Source organism: Gracilimonas tropica DSM 19535 (assembly GCF_000375425.1).
Classification (GTDB): domain Bacteria; phylum Bacteroidota; class Rhodothermia; order Balneolales; family Balneolaceae; genus Gracilimonas; species Gracilimonas tropica.
This window is the reverse complement of the sequence record NZ_AQXG01000017.1, coordinates 1-23986: the sequence shown is the minus strand read 5'-3', so window position 1 is coordinate 23986 and position 23986 is coordinate 1. Positions and strand designations below refer to the sequence as shown.

The following is a 23986-nucleotide window of genomic DNA, read 5'->3' as shown; positions in this document are numbered from 1 at the left end:
TTTTCTTGATGGGTTAAAGATACGCAGAAAAGCGCTCCCATTTCAAAGGTTGTATCTATAAGATGGATTGGCTGTGCAAAACATTGAAAATAGGGCGTTATAATGGTAGATTTGGGCAAATTCATATGAACTTTATAGATGCTTGATACATTGAAGTTAGTGTAATTGAAAGCATCACAACTCAATCAAAATAAGGATTAAACAATGGCTAAAATTAAAGTAGGAATTAACGGGTTTGGCCGCATTGGCAGAATGGTAACCCGTTCAATTCTGGCAAATCATAAAGACAATATTGAAATTGTTGGAGTAAACGATCTCACCGACCCCAAGACATTGGCACACTTGTTCAAATATGATTCCGCTCAGGGAACCTATCCCGGCAAAGTATCTGTAGATGGCAACAAGCTGACCATTGACGGAATGAGTTTTGAAGTAAGTGCAGAAAGAGATCCTGCGAATTTGAAATGGGGAGACCTGGGTGCTGAAGTTGTTGTAGAATCCACCGGTTTTTTCCGTGATGCTGAGAGTGCCGGCAAGCATCTGAAAGCCGGAGCCAAAAAGGTAATTATTTCAGCACCTGCTAAAGGTGATATCCAAACTATCGTGTTGGGCGTGAATGATGAAAAGATCGATAAAGATGTAACCATCTACTCCAATGCAAGTTGCACCACCAACTGCCTGGCTCCCATGGTGAAAATTCTGGATGACAAATTCGGTGTTGAAAAAGGATTTATGACAACCATCCACTCGTATACCGGCGACCAGCAATTAGTGGACGGTCCGCATAAGGATCTTCGTCGGGCCCGAGCTGCTGCAGCTAATATCGTACCTACAACCACCGGAGCAGCTAAAGCAGTTGGATTAGTACTTCCTCACCTGGATGGCAAGCTTGATGGCGGTGCTGTTCGTGTTCCAACCCCAACCGGTTCTTTGACTGATCTTGTTGCCGTACTTAAGACCGAAACAACGGCAGAAGAAGTAAACGCTCTGTTCAAAGAAGCTGCTGCAGGTGATTATAAAGGGATTGTGGAATACACGGATGAACCTTTGGTATCAACCGATATTGTAGGAAACCCTCATTCCACCATCTTTGACAGTGATATGACCAAAGCCGATGGAAAATTGGTGAAGATCATTGGCTGGTACGATAATGAAGCTGGCTATTCTGCCCGTACTGCTGATTTGATCACAAGGATCGTGTAATTTGACACTTCGATCATAAGATCGATAATTGATCTTGAACTCCTGTTTTCGAAAGAAGACAGGAGTTTTTTTGTGGGTTGAATTTCAAGGTTTCAGGGTAACTTACCATCTGATTATATCATAAATGTCCGGCAGTTTGTGTCCACTGTAAGATATATTTTAAATCTGTTTACTTGTAAAACTGTGAGGATCTAACCACATTCCCATTCACCAAAAAACGGAGGAAACAATGAAAAGGGTATTTCTGCTATCAGTATTTTTTTTCGGGCTGATGTTCACGGCATGTGTGCAACAAAATAATATGAAGTCAGAGCAAGAAATTGCATACGACTATGAGATCACCGATAAGAATGTGCACGCTCGCTGGAGCAGCACCATTGAGCCGGTATTGAAAGTACCATCCGGGTCAGTCATTAAGGTTGCGACCCAGGAAGCATCTGCCAGTCAGTTAGATATGAATTCTACACTGGAAGATCTTGGAAACCTAAGCTTTGATCCTATTCACCCCTTAACGGGCCCTGTTTATGTGGAAGGAGCCGAACCGGGGGATGTGTTGAAAGTGACGCTCCACAAAATAGAAATGGGAAATTGGGGGTGGACTGCCATCATTCCGGGGTTTGGTTTTTTAGCTGATGAATTTGAAGAGCCCTGGTTGAAGACCTTTGAACTCGGCAAAGACAAGAAAACTGCTAAATTTTCTGAAAACATTGAGATTCCACTCAAACCATTTCCCGGCGTAATGGGCGTAGCTCCGGATACTGAAGACAGTCTTTCTACCATTCCTCCGCGCGCAAATGGAGGTAATATGGACGATCCAAATATGACGGAAGGTTCTACAGTCTATTTTCCGGTTTTTGTTGAAGGCGCTTTATTTTCAATCGGCGATACGCATGCTGCACAGGGTCATGGAGAAGTTTGTGGAACGGCTATTGAAGCTCCGATGAAGATCATTTATGAAGTGGAAGTCATCAAAGGAGGTAGAACGATCAGTGAGCCTCAGTACGAAACCGAAGAGTACTACGCCGTAACCGGATTTGCTGAAACCGTGGATGAAGCTGCCAAAAAAGCCACTCGCTACATGGTGGATTACTTGGTAGAAGAAAAAGGTATGAACCGAAATGATGCCTATGCACTTTGTTCTTTGGCCGGCGACCTGAAGATCGCAGAAGTGGTGGATGTTCCCCATATGCTTGTTTCCATGCACATGCCGAAGGATATTTTTAAAGAATGATACCTACTTCACGTCCCAATGCTGAGCACAGGAACGAATGGCTAACTCCGATAGGAGTGATCAACTGAATAACCTCTGAGGGTTATTCCTCAACTAAATATCATCAAACCAATAAAATGAAATCATCACTAAAATTACTCCTTGTATTCATTGTCGCACTATTCATCTCCTGTACATCTCAACAGGAGACTCCAACTCCATCTCTTGACACCGATCGGCTTATAGAAGACCTGCGGTTTATTTCATCCGATACTACCGAAGGACGAAGAGCTGGATCAGAGGGTAACCGAATTGCTCGGGAGTATTTGGTGGAGCGGTTTAAAGAGGAGGGAGCTGAACCTTTCCAAGGAACTTACACGCATGAATTTAATTTTAGAAATCGGCAGGGTGAAGAGATGACCGGTATAAATGTAATAGGACAGGTTCCGGGAAAAACGGATTCAGTGATCGTGATTACTGCGCACTATGATCATCTTGGAATGCAAGATTCACTGATCTTTAATGGGGCTGATGATGATGCCTCCGGAACCGCTGCATTGATCGCTTACATTGATTACTTCAGCCAGGATCAACCTAATCATACCTTGGTCTTCGCAGCTTTTGATGCGGAAGAAATGGGGCTTCAGGGAGCGAGGGCTTTTGTACAGGATTCCATTTTTCTGGACAAAGTGAAGATGAACATCAACCTGGATATGATCGCACAAAATGATTCGAATGAGATCTATGCGGTGGGAACGTATCATTACCCGGAATTGAAGCCCGTTCTGGATGGTATTGATACCGGTCAGATTAATCTATTATTTGGGCACGATGATCCTGATAGCGAACTTGACGACTGGACCTATGCCTCAGACCACGGCCCTTTTCATCAGCAGGGCGTTCCATTCATCTATTTTGGTGTAGCAGATCACGAGCACTATCATCGACACACGGATGATTTTGGAACCATCCCTCAGGAATTCTACAAAGGAACCGTGCGGATGATCCTGAATGCCATTTTGGCTTTTGATGAGTTGTAGGATTTTTAACCTCACTACGCACGCACTGCGTCGTAGGGGATAGGTGACAACGCAGAGCGTATGTCACCAGAATAGAACACCTAACCGATAAAAAAAGCCTCTCCGTTTAAAGAGAGGCTTAAAAGTTTACAATCGAAATTCGTTAAAACTTTCTCAGATAGCTGGTGCATTCGTTGCAATCTTTCCCGTCTTTTCGGGCATCTTCTTCTTTTTCAAAACCCTGACTGGAAAAGGCTTCAATATCTCCGCTTTTAGAAACGCGTCTCCATCTCCATTCGCCTTTAACGTCTTGGTATAATTCACATTTAGCCATAGGTAAGTATCTGATTTATTGAAATTTACTATCCTATAAAATAGCTAAAATGCCCCTCAGAAGCAATTTTGAAGGCTTTTTGGGATTAAAAATTCAAAATTGAAGATTAAGCATTAATACCACTCACCACTAATTTTTAATCTTTAATCCTATGTCTTCAATTATTTAATCTCGTAGTCATAACTGATTTCTGAGCCTTTTTCCAGTGCTTTGGAAACCGAACAGTATTTGGTGATAGAAAGCTCAAGGGCTCGTTCCACTTTTTTAGGGTCAAGATCACCTTCCAGAGTATAATGCATGTGAATGGTTTTGTATTCCGAGTGACTTTCACCTTCCACATTCTGTCGATCTCCGTCCACTTCCACTTTAAGGCTTTTGACCTGCTGTTTTTGTTTTTCAAGAATGTGAAGTACGTCGATAGCGCTGCATCCCCCGGCTCCTGCCAAAAGTAATTGCATAGGTGAAAGTCCGCCTTCCAAACCTCCAATCTCATTATTGCCGTCTATACGGATCTTTCCTTTGGTTTCATTTTCAGCTTCAAAATGAAAATCGTTACCCAACCAGTTTACGTCTATTTTCATCACAGAGATTTTTGTTATTAAATTAAGCGTTAAAAGTACGGATTTATGTATGCAGGAACCAAAATAAGCTTCTGACCCATGGCCCGGCTCTAACCTGAAAAATCAGATAACCTATCTAAACCCAGCCTAAAGATGTAACAGCAATTTAAAACTCCATTTTCCATTTCCTGAGAATAGGTTTTGATGTTCTATTGACTATAAACGGGGAGATGAATGGATTTTGTCTGAAACGGTGGAAACCTGCTCAGGGACCCAATCTTTAATTTTTAATCTTTATTCCTTAATTCTCCTCGCCTTTTTCTTTCATCTCCAACTTCCGCATGGGCATCGCATCAATTTCTTTAAATAGACGTCTGGCGCTGAGTGTTTCATTTGTCCTGAGCTTTTCTGTTCCATCTTTACCGATCAGGATCACGGTATATTCAGAAGGTGAAACATCAAATTCAGAAAGAAGGGGATCGGTTTCCTCACCTTCAATGATCTCACCTTTAACAGAGGCACTCGATTCTTGCAGTATATGGTACACTTTCAGGTCGCGCTCTTGAATTCCATTTTTTGCACTTTTGAGTTCTCTAACCTGATCTCTGTAATGATGCGTATATGTATTCGGAGAAAAGATCAGCAATACACGGTCTTTCCATTTATGATCATTCAGATTAAAACCTTGGGCATTTACACTCACCGATATTGAGCTTAATAAGACTGCAGAAAGAAATGCGGTTGTAAAAAGAAACTTCATGAGAGAACTTTATATTCAGATTCATGCGTTAAACAAGGAGAACGGAAATAAAGTTTAATTTTAGAAACGTCATTCCCTGTATGATGGTTAAGATCATACGTTAAAAAAACATTAATTGGTTGTACCGCTTTTAAACAATCCCTATTTTTGAGCCGTGATAAAAGTCAACATACATATCGCTTCCCATTCTCATCATGATGTCCATCATCCCCATCAAGGGCATCATCATATTCATGTGCATTAAAGGCACCTTCCCGACTCTTTTTTCTATCCTTTTATTCTTATTTTTAACCCAACTTATTATTTATCAATATTATGAACCGAACGAAGGATTCTTCAACTTCACTGCGTATTGCCATTCAGAAAAGTGGCCGTTTAACGGATAAAACCATCGATTTACTTGAAGGCATTGGCATTGAATTCGATAACTATAAACGCAATCTCATTGTAAAAACCCGGAATTTTGATGTGGAGCTTTTGCTGCTTCGCGACGATGACATTCCCGAATATGTGCAAGATGGGGTCTGTGATCTTGGATTTGTGGGCGCCAATGAAACCCAGGAAACCGGCGCTGATGTTACGCCTATTCGTGATCTGGGATATGGAAAATGCCGCCTTTCACTGGCAGCTCCAAAAAATGGAGATATAAAAAAGCCGGAAGATTTCGCTGGGAAGAAAGTAGCTACCAGTTATCCCAACTTGACGCGTAGTTTCTTTGAGGAGCGGGGAATTGACATTCAGGTGATCGAGATTTCCGGAGCGGTAGAAATTGCCCCACAACTTGAAGTTGCAGATGCTATTGTAGATTTGGTTTCATCAGGGGGTACTTTGCGGGCAAATGGATTGGTGGAATTGGATACCATCCTTCATTCTCAAACACAACTTATTCGGACCAACAAAGAGCTTTCTCCGGGAAAACAACAGCTGATTGAGAAGTTTTTGGTGCGGATGGATGGGTATCAACAAGCAGCCAAAAGCCGATACATTATGATGAATGCCCCGGAATCAGCTGTGGAAGAGATCAAAGACATCATTCCATCGATGAAAAGTCCGACGGTGATGCCCCTTGCTGAAAAGGATATGGTAGCAATTCATACGGTCATTCCCCTGGAAAAATTCTGGACCGTGATGGAAGAACTCAAAGAAGCCGGAGCCTCCGATATCGTGATGCTGCCGATTGAAAGCATGATCTTGTAGAACATCCAACATTGAACAAGGAATATTGAATATCGAAGTATTCTATATAGAAAGATTTATCCAAGGAATTTCCCCTCCAGGGAAGGGATTAAGGGGAGGGTAAATGTTGCCAAGGATCAGCATATTTTAAAATATATTATTTAAAGAACTTAAACTCATTCCGCTGCTCCGCTGCGGAATGCATAATTGAGGCCTGTCTGCCAACAAAGGCAGGTTCTGTCTCACACAATAAGGCAATGTGATGAAAACATACAATTACTCAGCTTTATCACCCGAAGAAAACAGGGAATTGCTCAAGCGCCCAAAGATCGATTTTACTTCCATCTTTGGAACGGTTCAGCCCATTTTGGATGCGGTTGAAACAGATGGCGATGAAGCTGTGAAGAAATTCACCCAAAAATTTGATGGAGTGAATCTGGATTCGGTGGTTATCAATCCAAAAGAGGTGGAAGTCTCTTTGGATGAAGAAACGAAAAAGGCCATCGACCTCGCTTTTGATAATATTTTTCGCTTCCACAAAGCACAATTTCAGGAGCCTATTGAGGTGGAAACCATGCCGGGCGTACGTTGTATGAAAGTGGCCCGACCTATAGAACGAGTGGGATTGTATGTGCCGGGCGGAACGGCTATTCTGCCATCTTCAGCTATGATGCTTTCCATTCCGGCGTTGATTGCGGGATGTACCACCAAAGTATTAGCTACACCACCACAAAAAGACGGAACTGTGGCTCCCGAAATCATCTACATTGCCAAGAAGGCGGAAGTTGATCAGGTCTTGCTGGCCGGTGGAGCTCAGGCCGTTGCAGCAATGGCGTTCGGAACTCAAACCGTTTCCAAAGTGGATAAGATCTTTGGCCCCGGTAACCAGTATGTGACGGCCGCTAAGATGATCCTACAGAATTCCGAAGCACAAATTTCGATCGATATGCCGGCGGGACCTTCGGAAGTGTTGGTGGTTGCCGATGCTCAGGCAAATCCGGCATATGTTGCAGCCGACCTGCTTTCTCAGGCGGAACATGGCAAAGACAGTCAGGTGGTGCTGGTCGCTACATCGGATTTTGATCTGGATGCATTAAATAAAGAACTTGAAGATCAACTGAATCAACTTCCCCGAAAAGAGATCGCAAAGCAATCACTTAGCCACAGTTATTCCATTGTGGTTGATTCGGTGGAAGAGGCGTTTTCGTTTTCCAATCAATATGCCCCGGAGCATTTAATTGTGAATGTGAAAGATGCCGAGTTTCACACCGAAAAGATCATCAATGCAGGCTCGGTATTTCTGGGGCAGTTGACGCCCGAAAGTGTAGGTGATTATGCCTCCGGAACCAATCACACACTACCAACCTACGGCTATGCAAGAATGTATAGCGGGGTGAACTTGGCAGCTTACCAAAAATCGGTGACCATGCAATCATTAACGGAAGAAGGTTTGAAGAATATAGGTCCGGCAGTGGAAAAACTGGCAGAATTAGAAGAACTTCAGGCACACAAAAACGCCGTCAGCTTGCGGCTGAAGAACATCGAACATTCAACATCCAACAAGGAACATTGAATTTTGATATGCCAGCTCGTTCCGCTGCTCTGCTGCGGAATGCTAACATGAGGCCTGTCTGCCGACAAAGGCAGGCTCTGCCTCAAACAAATAAAGAAAGCAGTACACCAAAACCGGTATAAATGAAGAAAACAAACATCAACTCCCTGGTGAGGGAAAATATTCGAGACCTGAAACCCTATCGTAGTGCGCGGGATGATTTTGATTCCGGCATTTTATTGGATGCCAATGAAAACAGCTTCGGCGCTCCCTTTTCGGATGAGCTCGAACTTAACCGATATCCCATGCCTTATCAGGAGCAGCTGCGTGATCAGATCGCGGCTTTTCGCGGGGTGAACCGGGAGAACATTTTTGTGGGCGTGGGAAGTGATGAAGCGATCGATCTGCTGTTTCGCATCTTTTGTCGGCCGGGCAAGGATCGGATCATCATTAATCCTCCGACGTATGGCATGTACAAAGTATCGGCAAACATCAACGATGTGCCGGTAGACGAAGTACTGCTCACCGAAAGCTTTCAACTTCAGCCCGAGAAGATCCTGGCGGCGGTTCAACCCGAAACCAAAATGATCTTTATTTGCTCGCCGAATAATCCTACAGCCAACAGTATGAGTGTGACTGATATCGCTAAAGTGCTGGAAGAGTTTGATGGAATCGTGGTGGTAGATGAAGCTTATATCGACTTTAGCCGGCAGGGAAGTTTGGCTAATAACATTGCAGAGTTTCCAAATCTGGTGGTGCTGCAAACGTTGTCAAAATCGTTTGGGCTGGCCGGCATTCGGTTAGGGATTGCTTTAGCAAATGCGGAAGTGATCTCGTACATGATGAAAGTGAAAGCGCCCTATAACGTGAATAAACTGACATCACAAAAAGCGCTGGAAGGCTTTGCGAATTTAGATCACGTTAAGAAAAATATAGAATCTATAATGGAAGAACGGGAACGCGTGATCGGGAAATTGGTTTCCAATGCACGAGTGGAAAAAGTATTCCCAACGGATGCCAATTTCGTGATGTTCCGAATTCCGGATGCAGAGGATGTCTATCGCAAACTGGCAGATGAAGGCGTGATCATTCGTTATCGCGGCAACGAACCGCATTGCGAAAACTGCCTTCGTTTAACCATTGGAACCGCTGCTGAAAACGACCGGTTCTTTGCGGCGCTTGAGAATATTGAATAGTGGCTATCTGAATGGAACACGGATGAGGCGGATTGTATGGATGTTCGCAGATTTAAAAGATCAAATCAGTGGTAATTCGTTCCATCCGTGACATCTGTGTTCAATTTGATCGTTGTTTAACACCAATTTTCCAACTCGTTCCGCTACTCTGCTGCGGAATGCATGACTGAAGCTCAGCTTCAAAACTAATAAATACAAGCTATGTTGATTTCCATCACCAAAAAAGCATTGAATGATCCGTCCGGGAAATTTCTATTTCGGGCAAAAACCATTTCATCCCTGAAACAGATCGTGGATGGAGGACGAGATCTTTTCATCAAACCCGAATCTTTATCACCCCAACAAAAAACAGTGCTGCAGCAAGAAGGGATTTCTTTTTTCGAAGAAGGAGAAGCAGACCTGGAGATCACCGAAGAAGATCGTGGACTGGTGCTTCTGAAAGGGAAGGAAAAGCTGATAGCTTCAGAAGAATGGAATGCACTGGTAAAGTTCATCGCTACTGAAGCTAGAAAAGCATCCATTGCACGAAAAACCAATGAGACGAATATCAGCATAGAAGTAAATCTGGATGGAACCGGTGAGGCAGAGATATCTACGGGACTGAATTTCTTTGACCACATGCTGGATCAGATCGCCCGTCATGGCCTGATTGATCTGAAGCTGAAGTGTGATGGAGATCTGGAAGTAGACGAGCATCATACCATCGAAGATGTGGCCATTGCATTGGGGGAAGTAATCACCAAAGCACTTGGAAATAAAAAAGGAATTGAGCGCTATGGATTTGTGTTGCCCATGGACGAAACGCAAGCTACGGTGGCTATAGATTTGTCAGGACGTCCCTATTTGGTGTTCAATGGGGACTTTCAGAGAGAATACGTTGGTGATTTACCAACCGAAATGGTGAAACACTTTTTTTATAGCCTGGCAATGAACTTGAAGGCAACTTTACATGTTAGCTTTGCAGGCGAAAATGACCACCATAAAATAGAAGCCTGCTTTAAAGGTCTCGCCCGGTCTTTAAAGATGGCTATAGAACAGAACGGGCGCATAATTGACCAAATTCCAAGTTCGAAAGGAACTTTGTAAACATTTATGATCGCTATCATCAAGTATAAAGCAGGAAACACGGCATCAGTTGCAAATGCACTGGAGAGATTGGGTGCCGATTATTATTTGGCTGATACTCCCGAGGAGCTCGAAAAAGCAGATGGAATCATATTTCCCGGGGTAGGGCATGCAGCCTCTGCCATGCGTTCACTTCAGGATCAGGGCGTGGCCGATTGGCTGAAAAAGACGAAGAAACCTGTTTTGGGAATTTGTGTAGGTATGCAGCTCATGTTTGAATCTTCGACTGAAGGAGATACGGTTGGTTTGGGGATCATCCCCGGTTCACTTAAAAAATTCGATGAGAAAGAGGCTAAAGTTCCGCACATGGGTTGGAATCGAATACAGACGAATGGACATGAACATCCTATCTTAAAAAATTTCAGTCCCAAACATTATCTGTATTTTGTGCATAGCTATTATGCTCCAATCAGTAAAAATACCCTCGCATCCTGTGATTACATTCAGGATTTTACAGCCATTGTAGCTAAAGACAATTTTGTGGGCGTTCAATTTCACCCCGAAAAATCCGGTAATGTGGGCTCTATGGTACTGCAGAATTTCCTGGATATGGTGTATGCGGAGAAAAGGACTGAAGCCTGATTGCTTATCTTATAAAACTCATCATTAAAACAACCTAAGGCCACACTTTCTATATTTGCTTTATATCTTTTTATCATTTAATTTTTGACTGAACGTTCAGTCAATTAAAATGAGTCCGAGAACAAAAGCACAAAATGAAGAGATCCGGCAGCAAACAAGACAACAAATTCTTGATGCCGCTTTCGAGTTATTTGCCAATGTAGGTTATTCAAAGACCAGTATATCAGCAGTGGCTAAAAAAGCAGGGGTCTCCAAAGGACTCATTTATCATTACTTTGACAGTAAAGAAGCTATTCTGGAAGGTATTTTTGATCAGCTTGTACAGATCGGAGAAGAGATCTTAAACTTTCCGGAGGGTTTTACTCCCACCGATAAGATCCGTCAGATTTTGGAGCAAACATTCGGGTTTATCGAGAACCAGACAGGACTTGGTAAATTAATGATCGGACTTGCCTTACAAACAGATACCATGAAAACCTTGCAGCCTAAATTGGATGAGGTCAATAAATCACAGATGCAGTTGTACATTCATTTACTGGAAGAGTTGCATTACGAAAAACCTGAAATAGAAGCCTATAAATTAGGAGCAATGATGGATGGGATTTTGCTGGGTTATGCCAGTATGGGAGACGAGTACCCGTTGCAAGAAATGAAAACTAAAATAATGGAGGAGTATGTGCCATCTTAGAAAAGGAATACTGATTATATTGCTTATGGCTTTTTATATGCCAACTTTTGCACAGAATGCCACCGAGATCATCCGAAAAATGGATGAAAAAATGCGGGGAGAATCGCTGGAGGCTGAAATGAGCATGACCATCGTCCGTCCAAATTGGCAACGAACGGTTTCTATGAAAAGCTGGAGTCGTGGCAACGAATATTCGCTGATCTTAATCACCGCCCCGGCACGGGACGAAGGCACGGCTTTCCTGAAAAGGGGAAATGAAATATGGAACTGGGTTCCCAGCGTGGGCCGGACTATTAAAATGCCGCCTTCTATGATGATGCAATCGTGGATGGGATCTGATTTTACTAATGATGATCTGGTGCGGGAATCGTCTGTGGTTACAGACTATGATCATAAGCTTGCAGGAGAAGAAACGGTGTCTGGTTATGAATGCTACAAGATCGAAATGACCCCAAAACCGGATGCTCCCGTAGTATGGGACCGGGTGGATGTGTGGGTCTCAAAAGAAGAGTATCTGGAACTAAAGATCGAGTTTTACGATGAATTCGGAGACCTGATCAACATAATGAATGGAATGAACGTGAAGGAATTTGACGGAAGAAAGATCCCCTCCAGAATGGAGATGATCCCCCAGGATAAAGAAGGTCACAAGACGATCATCGAATACGAATCGATGGAATTCAATGAAGGCATTCCGGAAAGCTTTTTCTCCGTCCAGAATATGAGACGTGTGCAGTGATCAGTGATCAGTAAACAGTGAACAGTAAACAGTGACCAATTTGGATGTTAAATTTGAAAGTAGTTCCAGGATTCGTAAACGTACTGCTAACTGCCAATTCTGGTTGTTTTTAATATGGAAAATATAATTCTGCTTAGTTCATCTGCATCATCATTCATACTGGTAAACGTCTTTGAGTTTATGAAGTCAGTATCGTGTAATAGGTTTAGCCAATATTTTGTTTCTAAAGATTCTTTATACGCGATAGAAATTTTAGACGAAAAATCGGCTTTTGAAATACCTCCATTGGCTTCAGCAATGTTTGCACCAATACTTGTTCCACTACGAAGTAACTGTTTTGAAAGAATAAATTCTCGTTTTTCTTTACTTAAGAATTGATATCCTTTAACAATCCGGATTGCAAAAGCATAAGCTTTATCGTAGAGATTATTTTTATGCATGTTTTAATAGAATTTATGATAGTTCATTTAGTAAGAGCAATAAAAACCAAACTCCTTACAAAATTTTTTGAAGTGCAAAGAAACTGTTTATTGATAACTGATAACTGATAACTGATAACTGAAATGCTGTATTTAAAGCTTGCTTGGCGAAATATTTGGCGGAATAAGCGGCGGACGCTGATTACCATGGCCTCGATCGTGATGGCAGTACTGCTTTCTTCGGTGATGAGTGCTATGCAACAGGGGCAATACGACCAAATGATCGATAATACGGTGGGTTCCTTCACGGGGCATCTGCAAGTTCAAAAACCGGGTTATTTCGATGAATCGACCCTGGATAACAGCCTCGAAGTCAAACAGTCTCTTTCAGATCAGCTTCAGGCTCACCCCGAAATTGAAAGCGTTATACCACGGATTGATTCTTATGCCCTGGCAGCAGGAGAAGATCGAAGTAAAGCCGCAATGGTGATCGGCATCGACCCGGATAAAGAAAAGACGCTTAGCGCTCCTGATCAAAAGATCATAGAAGGAACTTATTTCAACTCTGATTCTGAAAATGGGGTATTAGTGTCAGAAGGTCTGGCTGAGTTTTTGGATGTCACCGTGAGAGATACCCTGGTTTTGTTAGGTCAGGGATTTCGGGGCATGAGTGCAGCCGGCGCCTATCCGATAACGGGAATCATGAAGTTTGGATTACCTGAAATGAATGATGCCATGGTGTATTTACCCTTGCAGACGGCACGAAGTTTCTATGCTGCAGAGGATCGTGTGACTTCCATGGTGGTCCTTTTAAAAAATCCCAAACAAGTATCCAAAGTGGTAAGCGAGTTAAGATCAGATCTGGGTGATGAATATGCAGTGTTAGGCTGGCAGACGATCATGCCGGAATTGGTTCAAGCCATTGAAGCTGACCGGGGCAGCGGGATGATCTTATTGCTTATACTATACATGATCGTAGGTTTTGGCATTTTTGGAACCATTTTGATGATGACCGCTGAACGAAAATTTGAGTTGGGTGTGATGATCGCAATCGGAACGGCCCGGATGAAAATGGCCATTATGCTGATCCTGGAAATGTTGTTTATCACGTTTTTGGGTACCGGATTTGGAATGCTTTTTAGCTTACCGATCATGTACTATTTTCATTTCAACCCACTGGAGTTTTCCGGTGAAACAGCAATGGCAATTGAGGAATATGGAATGGAACCGTTCATCCGGTTTTCCACCGATCCGTCTATTTTGATACAACAAGGTTTGATCGTTTTGATCATCGCACTTGTGATTACATTATATCCGCTTTTGCACATGCGTAAACTAAAACCGGTGGAGGCCATGCGACATTGATATGAAATTTTGGTCGATCATAAAACTGAGTTGGAAGAACGTATGGCGGAATAAACACCGCAGCGGAGTTGTCATTATAGCTGTTGTATTGGGCACCTGGGCCGGTATTTTCTCCACGGGATTGATGAACGGACTCAGTTCCCAATACATCACCAATCAGTTGAACATATCGGTATCACATTTACAGGTTCACCATCCCAAATACAATGAAGAGAACCTTCCCCGCTATTTCATTCCTAATGCAGATTCTGTTTTAAATGAAATTCAGCGGTATGATTTTGTAAGCTCGGCATCCGCGAGAAGTGTAGTGCAGGGATTAGCCGCAAGCGCTACGAATACCTACGGTGTGACCGCCAAAGGAGTCGTTCTGGAGCAAGATACCCTGGTTTCTGAATTGTATTCTTACATTCAGGAAGGTGAAAATCTGAGTCTGGATGCACGAAACCCGATACTTATCGGTGATGACCTGGCGAAGCGGTTGAAATTGGAGCTGCGTTCTCGATTGGTCGTTAATTTTCAGGATGTGGAGGGGAACCTGACCGGTGGCGCGTTTCGGGTGGCCGGCATTTTTGATACGCCCAATTCTTCCTTCGATGAAACCCAGGTGTTTGTGAACCGGGAAGACCTGAATCGATTGTTAGGGCGTGACCAAACAGTTCACGAAATTGCGATCATGGTAGATAACTTCAAGAACGCAGATATCTATAGAGATTCGCTCGCTCAAACTTCAACCCTGCAATTTCAGAGTTGGGGAGATGTGTCACCATCGCTGCGATATACCGATTCCAGCCTCGACCTTGCCCTCTATATTTTTATGGTGATCATTGCTATTGCGCTTTCATTTGGGATCGTAAATACTATGCTGATGGCCGTATTAGAGCGGACTCAGGAGCTTGGCATGCTCATGGCCATTGGGGTGAACCGATTACGAACGTTTTCGATGATCATGCTGGAGACCCTGTTTTTGACGATGGTGGGAGTTCCGTTTGGCATGCTTTTGAGCTGGATCACTATTGAGTGGGTAAGCGAAGTAGGTATCGACTTGAGTGCTTTTGCCGAAGGGCTGGAGGATTACGGAATGAGCACGATGATCTACCCGGAATTGCCCGAAGGATATTTTGTGAATATTGGATTGCTGATGCTGGTTGCTACTCTATTTGCGGCGATCTATCCCTCTATTAAAGCCCTTAGATTAAATCCGGTTCAAGCCATAAGAAAAGTGTAGAATAGTGAATATCGAGCAAGGAATATTGAATAGCGAAGTTTTGAATTGGACCGCCTCACGCTCCTCCCCGAAAGCAATGGCGGGCCATTCTTTCGGTCCCTCCGGCGGGACACAGGTTCTTGCTGATGATGACTATTTTTTATTAGGACGAAATTCTAAGCATTGGCCAGAACCTATCTCTCTTCGGAGCCTGCTTGCCGAAGAGGTAAGAGAGACCGGATTCAGTTCCACTGTCCCGAGAATCGGGAAGAGAGAGGACAGTGTTGGAAAAGGCAGGGAAGTTGAAATAAGAAACCATCCAGCCATGAATCCCTCAATCAAAAATCATTCATTATAAATTATAAATCTCATGTCCATTATACAGGTTCGTGATATCAAGAAAGTGTACAACAAGGATCAGGTTCCGGTTCATGCGTTGAATGGAGTGGATCTGGACATCAATGAAGGGGAGTTTACGGCAATCGTGGGGCCGTCAGGATCTGGGAAGACGACCTTGCTCAACATCATCGGCGGACTGGATGAGCCGACCGAAGGAAAAGTCAAAATTCACGGGACCGATATGTTTTCACTGAAGGAACGAGAGTTGATCGACTTCCGGCTGCATCACATCGGGTTTGTATTTCAGGCGTACAATTTGATCCCGGTTTTGACTGCTAAAGAGAACATTGCTTTCATTCTACAAATGCAGGGGCGACCTCAAAAAGAATGCAATCAGCGAAGCATGGAATTGCTGAAAATGGTGGGACTGGAGGACAAAGTGGATAAACGTCCCGCTGAACTTTCGGGCGGACAACAACAACGCGTGGCGGTAGCAAGAGCACTCGCTTCCAAACCGGATTTTGTCCTCGCAGATGAACCCACCGCCAATTTAGATTCCGCCTCAACGGCCAACTTGCTGGATATGATGCTGCGATTGAATGAAGAAGAAAGCATCACCTTCATTTTCTCCACACACGATCAACGCGTGGTAGAACGAGCCCGGCGCGTGGTTACCCTGGTAGATGGAAAAGTGGATTCGGATGAGCAGAGAACATCCAACATCGAGCAAGGAACATCGAATTAAGAACGTACCTCGGCTCGCTGAGCCGTTGTTTGAATATTGAATGATGAATCAAGGAATTTTGAATAGCGAAGTTTTGGATTGTGCCGACTCACGCTCCTCCCTGAAAGTAACGGCGAGCCGTTCTTTCGGTCCCTCCGGCGGGACACAGGTTCTTAACTTTGGTGATGATTTTCTTGTTGGACAAAATTGGGTGAACCGGCTAGAACCTATCTCTCTTCGGAGAGAGACCGGATTCAGTTCCACTGTCCCGAGGATCGGGAAGAGAGAGGGCAGGGGTGGATTCAGCCTATTATTTCTACTTCTAATTCTACTCTTCCCATCAACCATCGAAGCTCAAAACCTTGACGCAGATTTAAGCGGATACGTCAAAGAACTGGGAAGCATCAGCCTGAGCAACGATCTCAAAACTATTCGCTACGACAACATCCTTCATCATCGCATAGAATCTGAGTTTGATTTTGGAGAACACTTTGAATTTCGGGCCGATGTCCGGACACGCCTTTTCAACGGATGGACCGTCAACAATACACCCGGTTATGGTGACTTTCTTGAAAACGATCCCGGCTATTTTGATCTGAGTCATACCTGGATCGATGGCGACCATACGGTCTTAAATTCGGCCATCGACCGGCTGCATGTCTCGTATTTCAAAGGGCCGTGGGAAGTGCACCTGGGTCGGCAGCGCATAAATTGGGGGAAGACGATGGTGTGGAATCCCAATGATCTGTTCAACGCCTACGCCTATCTGGATTTTGATTATGAGGAACGTCCCGGCACGGATGCCTTGTATGCTTCCTATTCGTGGAGCTATGCTTCCAGCATAGAAGCAGGCTATCGCTTGGGAAAATCGCTGGACGAGTCTGTGATCGCAGGCATGTTTAGGGGTAATTTGGGCGAATACGATATTCAGCTTATTGCCGGAAACTACCTTCAAGAGCTAGCTATCGGAGCCGGATGGAGTGGATACCTAAGCACTGCCGGATTCAAAGGGGAAGTGTCGTATTTTCACCCCAGAGAAAATTTTTTGGATGAATCCGGGCATCTCACGGCAAGCTTGGGAGGCGATTACATGTTCTCCAATGGAGTGTATGTTTCTTCAGAATTATTATACAACGGCGGTTGGAATGAGTCGGCAAATCCATTGGGGCAGTTAACACGTCCACCCAGCGCATCGGATCTGTTTATTGCAGAAACCGGATATTTTGTGAATACCTCTTTTCAATTGAACCCATTGACCAGTTTGTCGGGTGGGTTGATGGGCAGTTTTGATCGTAAGATGCTCATTATAATTCCTCAATTCACTCGCTCCCTTACCGAAAACATCGACTTCCTGATACTCGCTCAACTCCTAAAAGGCTCGGTTTTTTCTGATCTAACCGAAACTCCGAATCTCTTCTTCTTCCGCCTAAAATATTCCTACTGAGCAAGGTTGATAAAGAATTTATTGAAGCTTATCGCTTGTGCATGTTTGGTAATTCGAGAACCAAGCTTATGTTCTTTTGTACCGACAAAAGAACCAAAAACTCTCGGCTGCGAGAAAAGAGCTAAAGCTGTCTTCATTGCACTAAAAGAAATCAATGCTCCTTAAACAGTTTGCCGGAAAGCCTATAGTCATGCGGTATGATTTCTTTCTAAACGCTTCATTTCGTCAGCTTCTTAACGCTCTTTTCTCTAAGGCCGAACTTATTTTACCTCATATTTAAACTATTTTTGTCTTTAATACCGATCAATTATTAGTCAAGGCTAAATATTTTGTTATATCTGTTGAATTATTGTTCTGTCTATTCTTAAATTTAGTCAAAGCTAAAAATAAGTATAGTCATGAAAATAATAGCAGTCATTTTCGCATTGTTCCTCTGTTTCAGTGGGAACGTACAGGCTCAGGAACGGTTGGGGAAAATTTCAGGGACCGTTTTTTCTGAGAGCGAACCGGTTATTGGGGCGAATGCTGGGATCATAAGCTTGAATAAGGGAGCCCCGACTGATGAAAGTGGAACATTCATCATAGAGCACATTCCTGCTGGATCTTATGAACTTCAAATAAGCGCCGTTGGATTTAAGAAGGTGGTCAAAAAAGTTACGGTAAAAGCAGGGGAGACTACGTACTTGGAATTCACTTTAAAAGGTTCTGTGTTGGAGCTGGACCAAATAGTAGTGACCGGAACCATGCGTCAGACTTATGTGAAAGAGTCGCCTGTAAAAGTACAGGTGGTGAAGTCCGAACAGCTGCAGCAGGGAAGAACGAGCTCCAACATCATGGATCTGATCAGCAGCGTAAACGGACTTTCAACCCAACTAAATTGTGGCGTCTGTGGAACCAATGCTATTAGGATCAACGGAGTGGAAGGTCCTAACACAGCGGTCTTAATTGATGGAATGCCCATCATGGGAGCATTGGCTTCGGTGTATGGATTGAACGGGATCAGTCCGTCTATCATCGATCAGGTGGAAGTGATCAAAGGACCTCAATCTACATTGTATGGTACACAGGCGCTGGGCGGAGTGGTAAACATCATCACCAAAAACCCGGCGCTGACGCCCACTCTCTCTGCGGATGTGTACGCCAAGAGCACAGAGGAGGGAAGCATCAATATCGCATACTCTCCGAAGTTCGGACGGTTTGAGGGATTTGTAAGTGGAAACATACTGAGACTCGAAAACTATTTTGATGAAAACGGTGATAACTTCAACGACCTGGTAAAGCAGTCGCGGGTTTCTTTATTTGGAAAGGGAACCTTGATGGGCAAAAATCTTGAACCAAGATTAAATGTAGCCACCAAATTCTATTCCGAGAATCGTACGGGCGGACTTCGGCAATTCTCGGATAACCTTCGCGGCTCCGACCAAATCTATGGGGAATCTATTTACACGAACCGATTTGAATTCCTTACCGAATACCGCCCCGCCGGATTCAATCAAAAGCTGCGGATAAATAGCGCCATCACTTATCACGACCAGGATAGTTATTACGGAACCGATTGGTACGATGCACAGCAGGGCGTCGCATTTGGTCAGGCGACTTGGGATCAGCCCATCGGCGAAAACTTCCAACTCCTGGCAGGAACCTCCATTCGATATGAAACCTATAACGACAACACCCCGGCTACTTCAGACGGAACCGACCGGAGATGGATTCCTGGCATCTTTTCACAGGGAGAACTAAAGACCGGAGATTTCACCTTTCTGGGCGGACTTCGGGTCGATCATCACTCCGAACATGGCTATGTAACTGCTCCGAGATTGTCCGCCAAATTCAGTCCTTCGGATATAACCACCTTTCGGGTAAGTGCGGGAACCGGATTTCGGGTGGTGAATGTATTTACGGAAGATCATGCGGCTCTGACCGGTTCGCGTGACGTCGTTTTCAACGAAGACCTGGAAGCCGAGGAATCCAGAAGCATCACGGCGAGTCTGGAGCAGATCATTGCCTTTGGCACGAATCCAATGACAGTGAGTTTAGATGGATTTTACACGCATTTCTCCAATAAGATCATCCCGGATTATGAACAGGATCCGAACCTAATCATCTATGAAAACCTGGATGGATTTTCGGTAACGCGTGGCTTTTCGGTGGGACTGGAACAGAATTTCACCGCACTTCCCATTACCTATAATGCCAGTGTGACGATCATGGATGTGTACACTGAAGAGAACGGACAGCGACAGGCGCTAGCTTATGCCCCGGAATTTACCGGCGTTTTTGGAGCCACCTATGATATCAACTCGGTGGATATTTCCCTCGGATATAATGGCAACCTGGTGGGACCAAAGCGCATGCCGGATAATTACACTGAAGATTTTGGCCGCTCATCGATATCGCCGGCGTATTCCACACACGATCTCAAGATCACCAAAGAATTCACCAATGTGAACAGCGAAAATGGGGTTGGATTTGAAGCCTATTTGTCTGCGGAAAACATCTTCAATTACACGCAGGGAAGTCCGCTGGTGGATGCCGGGAATCCATTCGGACCCAATTTCGATACCATTTACACCTGGGGTCCCATCATCGGCCGGACGTTCTCCATTGGTGCACGCTTAAACCTGAGGTAATTATGAAAGTCAGAAACAAAAAACTGGAAAACCTGCGAGCGTCCAACGGTCTTCGCTGCGTTCGGTCAAAAAGGTCAAATTTCTTTAGCAAACACCTCATCTTCGCGAGTATTTTTACACTCATTGGAGTTTTATTTTCAACTCCATTATCAGCCCAGGAAAATGAACTAAACTGGACATCTTTTGAAGAAACCATGAAACGGGCGGAAGAACAAGGTAAACCGATCTTAGTGGATGTATGGGCTCCGTGGTGCGGCTGGTGCAAAAAAATGGAAAAGGAAGTTTATCCCGAGCTTTCAGAAACATTGCATGAAGACTTCATACTCACCCGCCTGAACCGGGATGATAACGAGAGCAGAAAACAATACCGACAGTTTTCTCTAACTCCGCTTCGGTTAGCCCAGAAGTTCAATGTACAGAACGTTCCGGCGGTGGTACTGCTTTCACCGGAAGGGGAGTACCTGTTTCATATTTCGGGGTTTACGGAAGCCGACAAGCTTGAGGAGATCTTGAATTATGTGGCCTCGGAGAGGGCGAGAGACATTTGAGATAATGTCCCGGGGCAGAGTATCGGAGCAAGGGTCAAATCGGATTTTCTTCGCGGGCCAGCAGATCCATGAACTTTGTAAATCGCCTTTGTCTGGTTTCGGGCCTTTTTGCGGATGTCAATCCGAGGGCGATCTGATAACGACTCGACTTGTTGAGCGTTTCAAAGAACTGCTTTGCCTTCGGTTTGCTTTGGAGTGCATCCAGGAAATCTGCCGGCACTTCCAGTTCACTAGCTACATAGGCCTTTTCCCACCGGCCATCTGATTGGGCAGCACGAACCTGTTCGAGTCCGGATTCCATCATTCTGCCCTCTTTGATCAAGCGCTCAGCATGTTCTCTGTTCCTTTTTGACCAATTGCTTCCGGCTCTCCGGGGAGTGATCCGTAGAAGATAAGCCTGCTCATCCAATGACTTCCTGATACCGTCGATCCAGCCCCAGCAAAGCACTTCGATGACCACATCATTCCAGGTCACGCTGGGAATCCCGGTCTTCTTCTTGAATATCTTCACCCACAGTTCTTCCTCAGAGTCGTGATTCAGTTCGAGCCATCGCCCGAGCTCTTTCGGTGATGTGAAGGGCAATATTTTTGTTGGATCAGGTTCCGGCATAGAATTAGACTTTTCGTAATAATGACCTGGCGTTTAAGCAGTAAGTATCTTCGTTTTAAATTGAAGTAACTGAATAGTTTTATTGCACACAAGTAATATGCTAATTGGAAGCTGGTGCATCGAACATGAAGTGGAGCTACTGCACCATGATAAAGACTTTGAACGGATGGCTTCTTTGTTACCGTTGCCGGTTTATGGTTGGTGAGGTTTTAAAAGCCTCGGGAATTAAGAGCTAATTAACAGCTTTAAGTTCAGGTTGAGCAAGTAGTTTGAGGCAGAGCCTCCGGTTGGCATTACGGAGCAGAGCACCGTAACGAGTAGAAGTTCCATTGAACCCCTTCCGTGTTCGATTTAAAACGCCTTTATAGGGTGCTTTGAAGTAAGTTTTCAGAAATTATTTTAGCGTTTGTTATCTGTCGTTTTCTTTAAAAGCGGAATCCATTGCTTTTTATACTCCATATCTACGAAGCTAATATGTTTATCTAAGTCTTCTGATTTAATTAAAATATTAGATAACCAAAGCTCCGATTCATTTTTAAACTTTAGTACAGTGTATTCATAGCCGCCCCAAGGTGAGTTGGTCCAACTTGAAACGAACCGAAAAACCTTAGAGATTTCTTTCTTATCAAATATGTATTTGTCGTTCTTGTTAAATACTATGAAACGATTTTCTCTTTTGTTGAAATGAAGCCTAAGTTGACCATTCTTTTTGAAATGGTTAACTGAAATTATAATCCCAGGAAGTGTTATCAGAGTACAAAATCCCTGAAAAATTAAGAAGTCCGTTAAATCAAATTCATTACCAACCAGTATATGTATTCCAAGTGGCATTAGAAGATAAAGGGTGCTCCATCCAAACATGTATATCAAACGCTTCGTAGTAAATTCATATTGATATCCAGTATTACTTGTATTTTTGGAATACATTTTCTTTTTACCTTTTCCGAATGCCCCGATAATCTTCTGAGGTAAAGTGGTTTCAATGAGTTTAAACTTATTAAGAGTTTTTAGAAATTCGGTTGTAGACTCATTTGGGAATATTTCAATTAAGGCTAACACATCATCATGAGTTAAATCGTACCCTAATTTTGATTTGTTAATTACTCTTTTATAAAAAAATTGAATTGAGAATCGATTTGATTCATATCCAGTTATTACTAATTGGCGGCTTCCATGCTCCAAGTTTATCGAAGGGAAAGCATGAGATTCCACAACTTCAAGATGCTTTTTTACTTGTTCTTCCCATGGGTATTGCTCGAAAATAGATTTAATCTCTTCAATTTCCTTCGAACCAAGTAATTCATACTCATCTGGCTCGAAGTTCACAAACTGTCTTCGTAGAATTATACTCATATAAAGTAATGGTAGTCAACATTGGCATATCACCAACGCCGTTCAGGTTATACTAGTTTTGTTCATGTAATTCTTGAAATAGTGAAGTTAAAATGAAGGAGTTGTGGACAATATCAATGTAAAAACATCTGCTTTTCTAGTGAACATTAAATTTTTGTATTAGCCCTATAACGACCCGGCGTTTAAACGGCGCGGGGATTATGATTTATTTGAAGTAGCGAAATTAATTCCTGGCAATCAAGTTTCTATCGAACCCCGTCCAGCCTGCCCCGAGCATTCGGGGCGTCCGATTTAAAACGCCTTGATCTTTCCAAAAAGGACGTCCTCCCGTAGATTAGTTATTCCCCAATAATCTAAACACAAGGAGGACGTCATGACCTATTTAGGAATAGATCTTCATACNCGTAATATGACNATTTGTGCGGTTTCATCCAANGGAAANANAATCGGTGANTGGAAACTNNCCAANGATACNNCGCTACTGGATACTCTGATTCAAGAGCTCAGNGGGCCGGTTAAGGCGGTGGTGGAAGCCACCAGCAGCTGGTACTGGCTGGCCGACTGGGCCCAAAGTCGGGGCATAGAGCTTGTGCTTGCTCACGCCAAAATGCTCAAAGCCATTGCTTATGCCAAAGTAAAAACAGATTCCGTGGATGCCCACAGACTGGCTCAGCTGTTAGCAGCCGATTTAATTCCTGCCGCCCATATGGTAATGGGNNCCCAGCGGGAGCTGCGCGAACTGCTTCGGGCGCGGCTTCGTCTGGNCTGGCGCAGATGCAAGGTGCAAGACAGCTTGTACAACCTATTTTTCAAGTACAATGTGTCTATTTCAAAGTATCCATTCCGGGATTTGAACAGGCTCGAAAAACACTTGAACAGTCATCTTCCTCCCGCATCCAGCCTGGAAGCAAGCCTTCAGATCGATCAATTCCGACTGCTGGAAGCCCAGACCTACCGTATTGAAAAACAGATTGACGCATTCCGCCCGGATTTTCCGGGCTATGATCGCATCAGCGGGGTGCCGGGCATTGGCAAGGTAAGCAGCTGGAGNATCCTGGCAGAGNTCGGNGATATTTCCCGGTTTGAAAGCGATAAGCATTTTGTCAGTTACTGCCGTTTGGTTCCCGGAGCCGCCGACAGCGGCGGTAAGCGTCGTCACAAGTCACGCAACAAAGATGGCAACAAGTACCTGAAGATTGCCTTTAG

At 43.9% G+C, this 23986-nt stretch carries 23 protein-coding genes; 17 read left to right on the top strand and 6 right to left on the bottom strand.

What is annotated here, in order from left to right:
• The first annotated feature begins 204 nt into the window (after positions 1-204).
• The 3 genes from gap to B151_RS0116215 all read left to right on the top strand — a co-directional run bounded on the left by gap (position 205) and on the right by B151_RS0116215 (position 3453).
• On the top strand, positions 205-1203 hold the full coding sequence (gap, locus tag B151_RS0116225) for a type I glyceraldehyde-3-phosphate dehydrogenase (protein WP_020404704.1): 999 nt from the start codon (positions 205-207) through the stop codon (positions 1201-1203).
• 301 nt (positions 1204-1504) lie between these two features.
• On the top strand, positions 1505-2434 hold the full coding sequence (locus B151_RS0116220) for an acetamidase/formamidase family protein (RefSeq protein WP_026166714.1): 930 nt from the start codon (positions 1505-1507) through the stop codon (positions 2432-2434).
• Positions 2435-2550: 116 nt separating this feature from the next.
• A complete protein-coding gene (locus tag B151_RS0116215) occupies positions 2551-3453 on the top strand; it encodes a M20/M25/M40 family metallo-hydrolase (protein WP_020404702.1) in 903 nt (300 codons plus the stop codon).
• A gap of 142 nt (positions 3454-3595) precedes the next feature.
• Here the strand turns inward: B151_RS0116215 and B151_RS20185 are convergent, their stop codons facing one another.
• The 3 genes from B151_RS20185 to B151_RS0116200 form a co-directional block, all read right to left on the bottom strand.
• Positions 3596-3766 (bottom strand): YegP family protein, encoded by a 171-nt coding sequence (locus B151_RS20185; protein ID WP_020404701.1) that lies wholly within the window; start codon positions 3764-3766, stop codon positions 3596-3598.
• A 161-nt stretch (positions 3767-3927) separates the two neighbouring features.
• On the bottom strand, positions 3928-4347 hold the full coding sequence (locus B151_RS0116205; protein ID WP_020404700.1) for an OsmC family protein: 420 nt from the start codon (positions 4345-4347) through the stop codon (positions 3928-3930).
• Between the two features lie 280 nt (positions 4348-4627).
• Positions 4628-5086, bottom strand: coding sequence for a DUF4174 domain-containing protein (locus B151_RS0116200; protein WP_020404699.1), 459 nt, complete (start codon positions 5084-5086; stop codon positions 4628-4630).
• 315 nt (positions 5087-5401) lie between these two features.
• Here B151_RS0116200 and hisG point away from each other — a divergent pair, with 315 nt between their 5' ends.
• The 7 genes from hisG (at position 5402) to B151_RS0116160 (ending at position 12144) form a co-directional block, all read left to right on the top strand.
• The gene (hisG, locus tag B151_RS0116190) at positions 5402-6283 is read left to right on the top strand and encodes an ATP phosphoribosyltransferase (RefSeq protein ID WP_020404697.1); all 882 of its coding nucleotides are present in this window, start codon (positions 5402-5404) and stop codon (positions 6281-6283) included.
• 241 nt (positions 6284-6524) lie between these two features.
• Complete coding sequence (gene hisD, locus B151_RS0116185) at positions 6525-7835, top strand: histidinol dehydrogenase (RefSeq protein ID WP_020404696.1); 1311 nt, start codon at positions 6525-6527, stop codon at positions 7833-7835.
• A gap of 122 nt (positions 7836-7957) precedes the next feature.
• Positions 7958-9010, top strand: a complete 1053-nt coding sequence (gene hisC / locus B151_RS0116180) for a histidinol-phosphate transaminase (RefSeq protein ID WP_020404695.1) — start codon at positions 7958-7960, stop codon at positions 9008-9010.
• A 201-nt stretch (positions 9011-9211) separates the two neighbouring features.
• Positions 9212-10096: an imidazoleglycerol-phosphate dehydratase HisB gene (gene hisB / locus B151_RS0116175; protein ID WP_020404694.1), complete on the top strand. Its 885-nt coding sequence runs from the start codon at positions 9212-9214 to the stop codon at positions 10094-10096.
• A gap of 6 nt (positions 10097-10102) precedes the next feature.
• Positions 10103-10717, top strand: coding sequence for an imidazole glycerol phosphate synthase subunit HisH (gene hisH, locus B151_RS0116170; RefSeq protein ID WP_020404693.1), 615 nt, complete (start codon positions 10103-10105; stop codon positions 10715-10717).
• Between the two features lie 109 nt (positions 10718-10826).
• Positions 10827-11405 carry a TetR/AcrR family transcriptional regulator gene (locus B151_RS19765; protein ID WP_020404692.1) on the top strand — a complete coding sequence of 193 codons (579 nt, stop codon included), beginning with the start codon at positions 10827-10829 and terminating at the stop codon, positions 11403-11405.
• A gap of 37 nt (positions 11406-11442) precedes the next feature.
• Positions 11443-12144: an outer membrane lipoprotein-sorting protein gene (locus tag B151_RS0116160; RefSeq protein WP_211207867.1), complete on the top strand. Its 702-nt coding sequence runs from the start codon at positions 11443-11445 to the stop codon at positions 12142-12144.
• 86 nt (positions 12145-12230) lie between these two features.
• Here the strand turns inward: B151_RS0116160 and B151_RS0116155 are convergent, their stop codons facing one another.
• Positions 12231-12584, bottom strand: a complete 354-nt coding sequence (locus B151_RS0116155; RefSeq protein WP_020404690.1) for a four helix bundle protein — start codon at positions 12582-12584, stop codon at positions 12231-12233.
• Positions 12585-12707: 123 nt separating this feature from the next.
• On the opposite strand from B151_RS0116155, the gene B151_RS0116150 reads away from it, so the two are divergent.
• The 6 genes from B151_RS0116150 to B151_RS0116110 all read left to right on the top strand — a co-directional run bounded on the left by B151_RS0116150 (position 12708) and on the right by B151_RS0116110 (position 20817).
• The gene (locus B151_RS0116150; RefSeq protein WP_051069763.1) at positions 12708-13928 is read left to right on the top strand and encodes an ABC transporter permease; all 1221 of its coding nucleotides are present in this window, start codon (positions 12708-12710) and stop codon (positions 13926-13928) included.
• Between the two features lies 1 nt (position 13929).
• Complete coding sequence (locus B151_RS0116145) at positions 13930-15153, top strand: ABC transporter permease (protein ID WP_020404688.1); 1224 nt, start codon at positions 13930-13932, stop codon at positions 15151-15153.
• Between the two features lie 349 nt (positions 15154-15502).
• Positions 15503-16216: an ABC transporter ATP-binding protein gene (locus B151_RS0116135; protein ID WP_020404686.1), complete on the top strand. Its 714-nt coding sequence runs from the start codon at positions 15503-15505 to the stop codon at positions 16214-16216.
• A gap of 40 nt (positions 16217-16256) precedes the next feature.
• Positions 16257-17639 carry a hypothetical protein gene (locus B151_RS19760; RefSeq protein ID WP_020404685.1) on the top strand — a complete coding sequence of 461 codons (1383 nt, stop codon included), beginning with the start codon at positions 16257-16259 and terminating at the stop codon, positions 17637-17639.
• 398 nt (positions 17640-18037) lie between these two features.
• On the top strand, positions 18038-20269 hold the full coding sequence (locus tag B151_RS0116115; RefSeq protein ID WP_020404683.1) for a TonB-dependent receptor: 2232 nt from the start codon (positions 18038-18040) through the stop codon (positions 20267-20269).
• A 2-nt stretch (positions 20270-20271) separates the two neighbouring features.
• Positions 20272-20817 (top strand): thioredoxin family protein, encoded by a 546-nt coding sequence (locus B151_RS0116110; protein WP_020404682.1) that lies wholly within the window; start codon positions 20272-20274, stop codon positions 20815-20817.
• 34 nt (positions 20818-20851) lie between these two features.
• Here the strand turns inward: B151_RS0116110 and B151_RS0116105 are convergent, their stop codons facing one another.
• Positions 20852-21427, bottom strand: a complete 576-nt coding sequence (locus B151_RS0116105; RefSeq protein ID WP_020404681.1) for a YdeI/OmpD-associated family protein — start codon at positions 21425-21427, stop codon at positions 20852-20854.
• A gap of 399 nt (positions 21428-21826) precedes the next feature.
• Positions 21827-22780 carry a PH domain-containing protein gene (locus tag B151_RS0116100; protein WP_020404680.1) on the bottom strand — a complete coding sequence of 318 codons (954 nt, stop codon included), beginning with the start codon at positions 22778-22780 and terminating at the stop codon, positions 21827-21829.
• A gap of 373 nt (positions 22781-23153) precedes the next feature.
• Here B151_RS0116100 and B151_RS0116095 point away from each other — a divergent pair.
• Positions 23154-23986, top strand: an 833-nt coding sequence (locus tag B151_RS0116095; protein ID WP_026166709.1) for an IS110 family RNA-guided transposase, incomplete at its 3' end; no start/stop codon positions are given.

What these genes read in the sequence shown, in the direction of transcription:
- gap (WP_020404704.1), top strand. Translation starts at nt 205, where the DNA reads ATGGCTAAAATTAAAGTAGGAATTAACGGGTTTGGCCGCATTGGCAGA.
- B151_RS0116220 (WP_026166714.1), top strand. Translation starts at nt 1,505, where the DNA reads ATGAAGTCAGAGCAAGAAATTGCATACGACTATGAGATCACCGATAAG.
- B151_RS0116215 (WP_020404702.1), top strand. Translation starts at nt 2,551, where the DNA reads ATGAAATCATCACTAAAATTACTCCTTGTATTCATTGTCGCACTATTC.
- B151_RS20185 (WP_020404701.1), bottom strand. Translation starts at nt 3,766, where the DNA reads ATGGCTAAATGTGAATTATACCAAGACGTTAAAGGCGAATGGAGATGG.
- B151_RS0116205 (WP_020404700.1), bottom strand. Translation starts at nt 4,347, where the DNA reads ATGAAAATAGACGTAAACTGGTTGGGTAACGATTTTCATTTTGAAGCT.
- B151_RS0116200 (WP_020404699.1), bottom strand. Translation starts at nt 5,086, where the DNA reads ATGAAGTTTCTTTTTACAACCGCATTTCTTTCTGCAGTCTTATTAAGC.
- hisG (WP_020404697.1), top strand. Translation starts at nt 5,402, where the DNA reads ATGAACCGAACGAAGGATTCTTCAACTTCACTGCGTATTGCCATTCAG.
- hisD (WP_020404696.1), top strand. Translation starts at nt 6,525, where the DNA reads ATGAAAACATACAATTACTCAGCTTTATCACCCGAAGAAAACAGGGAA.
- hisC (WP_020404695.1), top strand. Translation starts at nt 7,958, where the DNA reads ATGAAGAAAACAAACATCAACTCCCTGGTGAGGGAAAATATTCGAGAC.
- hisB (WP_020404694.1), top strand. Translation starts at nt 9,212, where the DNA reads ATGTTGATTTCCATCACCAAAAAAGCATTGAATGATCCGTCCGGGAAA.
- hisH (WP_020404693.1), top strand. Translation starts at nt 10,103, where the DNA reads ATGATCGCTATCATCAAGTATAAAGCAGGAAACACGGCATCAGTTGCA.
- B151_RS19765 (WP_020404692.1), top strand. Translation starts at nt 10,827, where the DNA reads ATGAGTCCGAGAACAAAAGCACAAAATGAAGAGATCCGGCAGCAAACA.
- B151_RS0116160 (WP_211207867.1), top strand. Translation starts at nt 11,443, where the DNA reads ATGCCAACTTTTGCACAGAATGCCACCGAGATCATCCGAAAAATGGAT.
- B151_RS0116155 (WP_020404690.1), bottom strand. Translation starts at nt 12,584, where the DNA reads ATGCATAAAAATAATCTCTACGATAAAGCTTATGCTTTTGCAATCCGG.
- B151_RS0116150 (WP_051069763.1), top strand. Translation starts at nt 12,708, where the DNA reads ATGCTGTATTTAAAGCTTGCTTGGCGAAATATTTGGCGGAATAAGCGG.
- B151_RS0116145 (WP_020404688.1), top strand. Translation starts at nt 13,930, where the DNA reads ATGAAATTTTGGTCGATCATAAAACTGAGTTGGAAGAACGTATGGCGG.
- B151_RS0116135 (WP_020404686.1), top strand. Translation starts at nt 15,503, where the DNA reads ATGTCCATTATACAGGTTCGTGATATCAAGAAAGTGTACAACAAGGAT.
- B151_RS19760 (WP_020404685.1), top strand. Translation starts at nt 16,257, where the DNA reads ATGATGAATCAAGGAATTTTGAATAGCGAAGTTTTGGATTGTGCCGAC.
- B151_RS0116115 (WP_020404683.1), top strand. Translation starts at nt 18,038, where the DNA reads ATGAAAATAATAGCAGTCATTTTCGCATTGTTCCTCTGTTTCAGTGGG.
- B151_RS0116110 (WP_020404682.1), top strand. Translation starts at nt 20,272, where the DNA reads ATGAAAGTCAGAAACAAAAAACTGGAAAACCTGCGAGCGTCCAACGGT.
- B151_RS0116105 (WP_020404681.1), bottom strand. Translation starts at nt 21,427, where the DNA reads ATGCCGGAACCTGATCCAACAAAAATATTGCCCTTCACATCACCGAAA.
- B151_RS0116100 (WP_020404680.1), bottom strand. Translation starts at nt 22,780, where the DNA reads ATGAGTATAATTCTACGAAGACAGTTTGTGAACTTCGAGCCAGATGAG.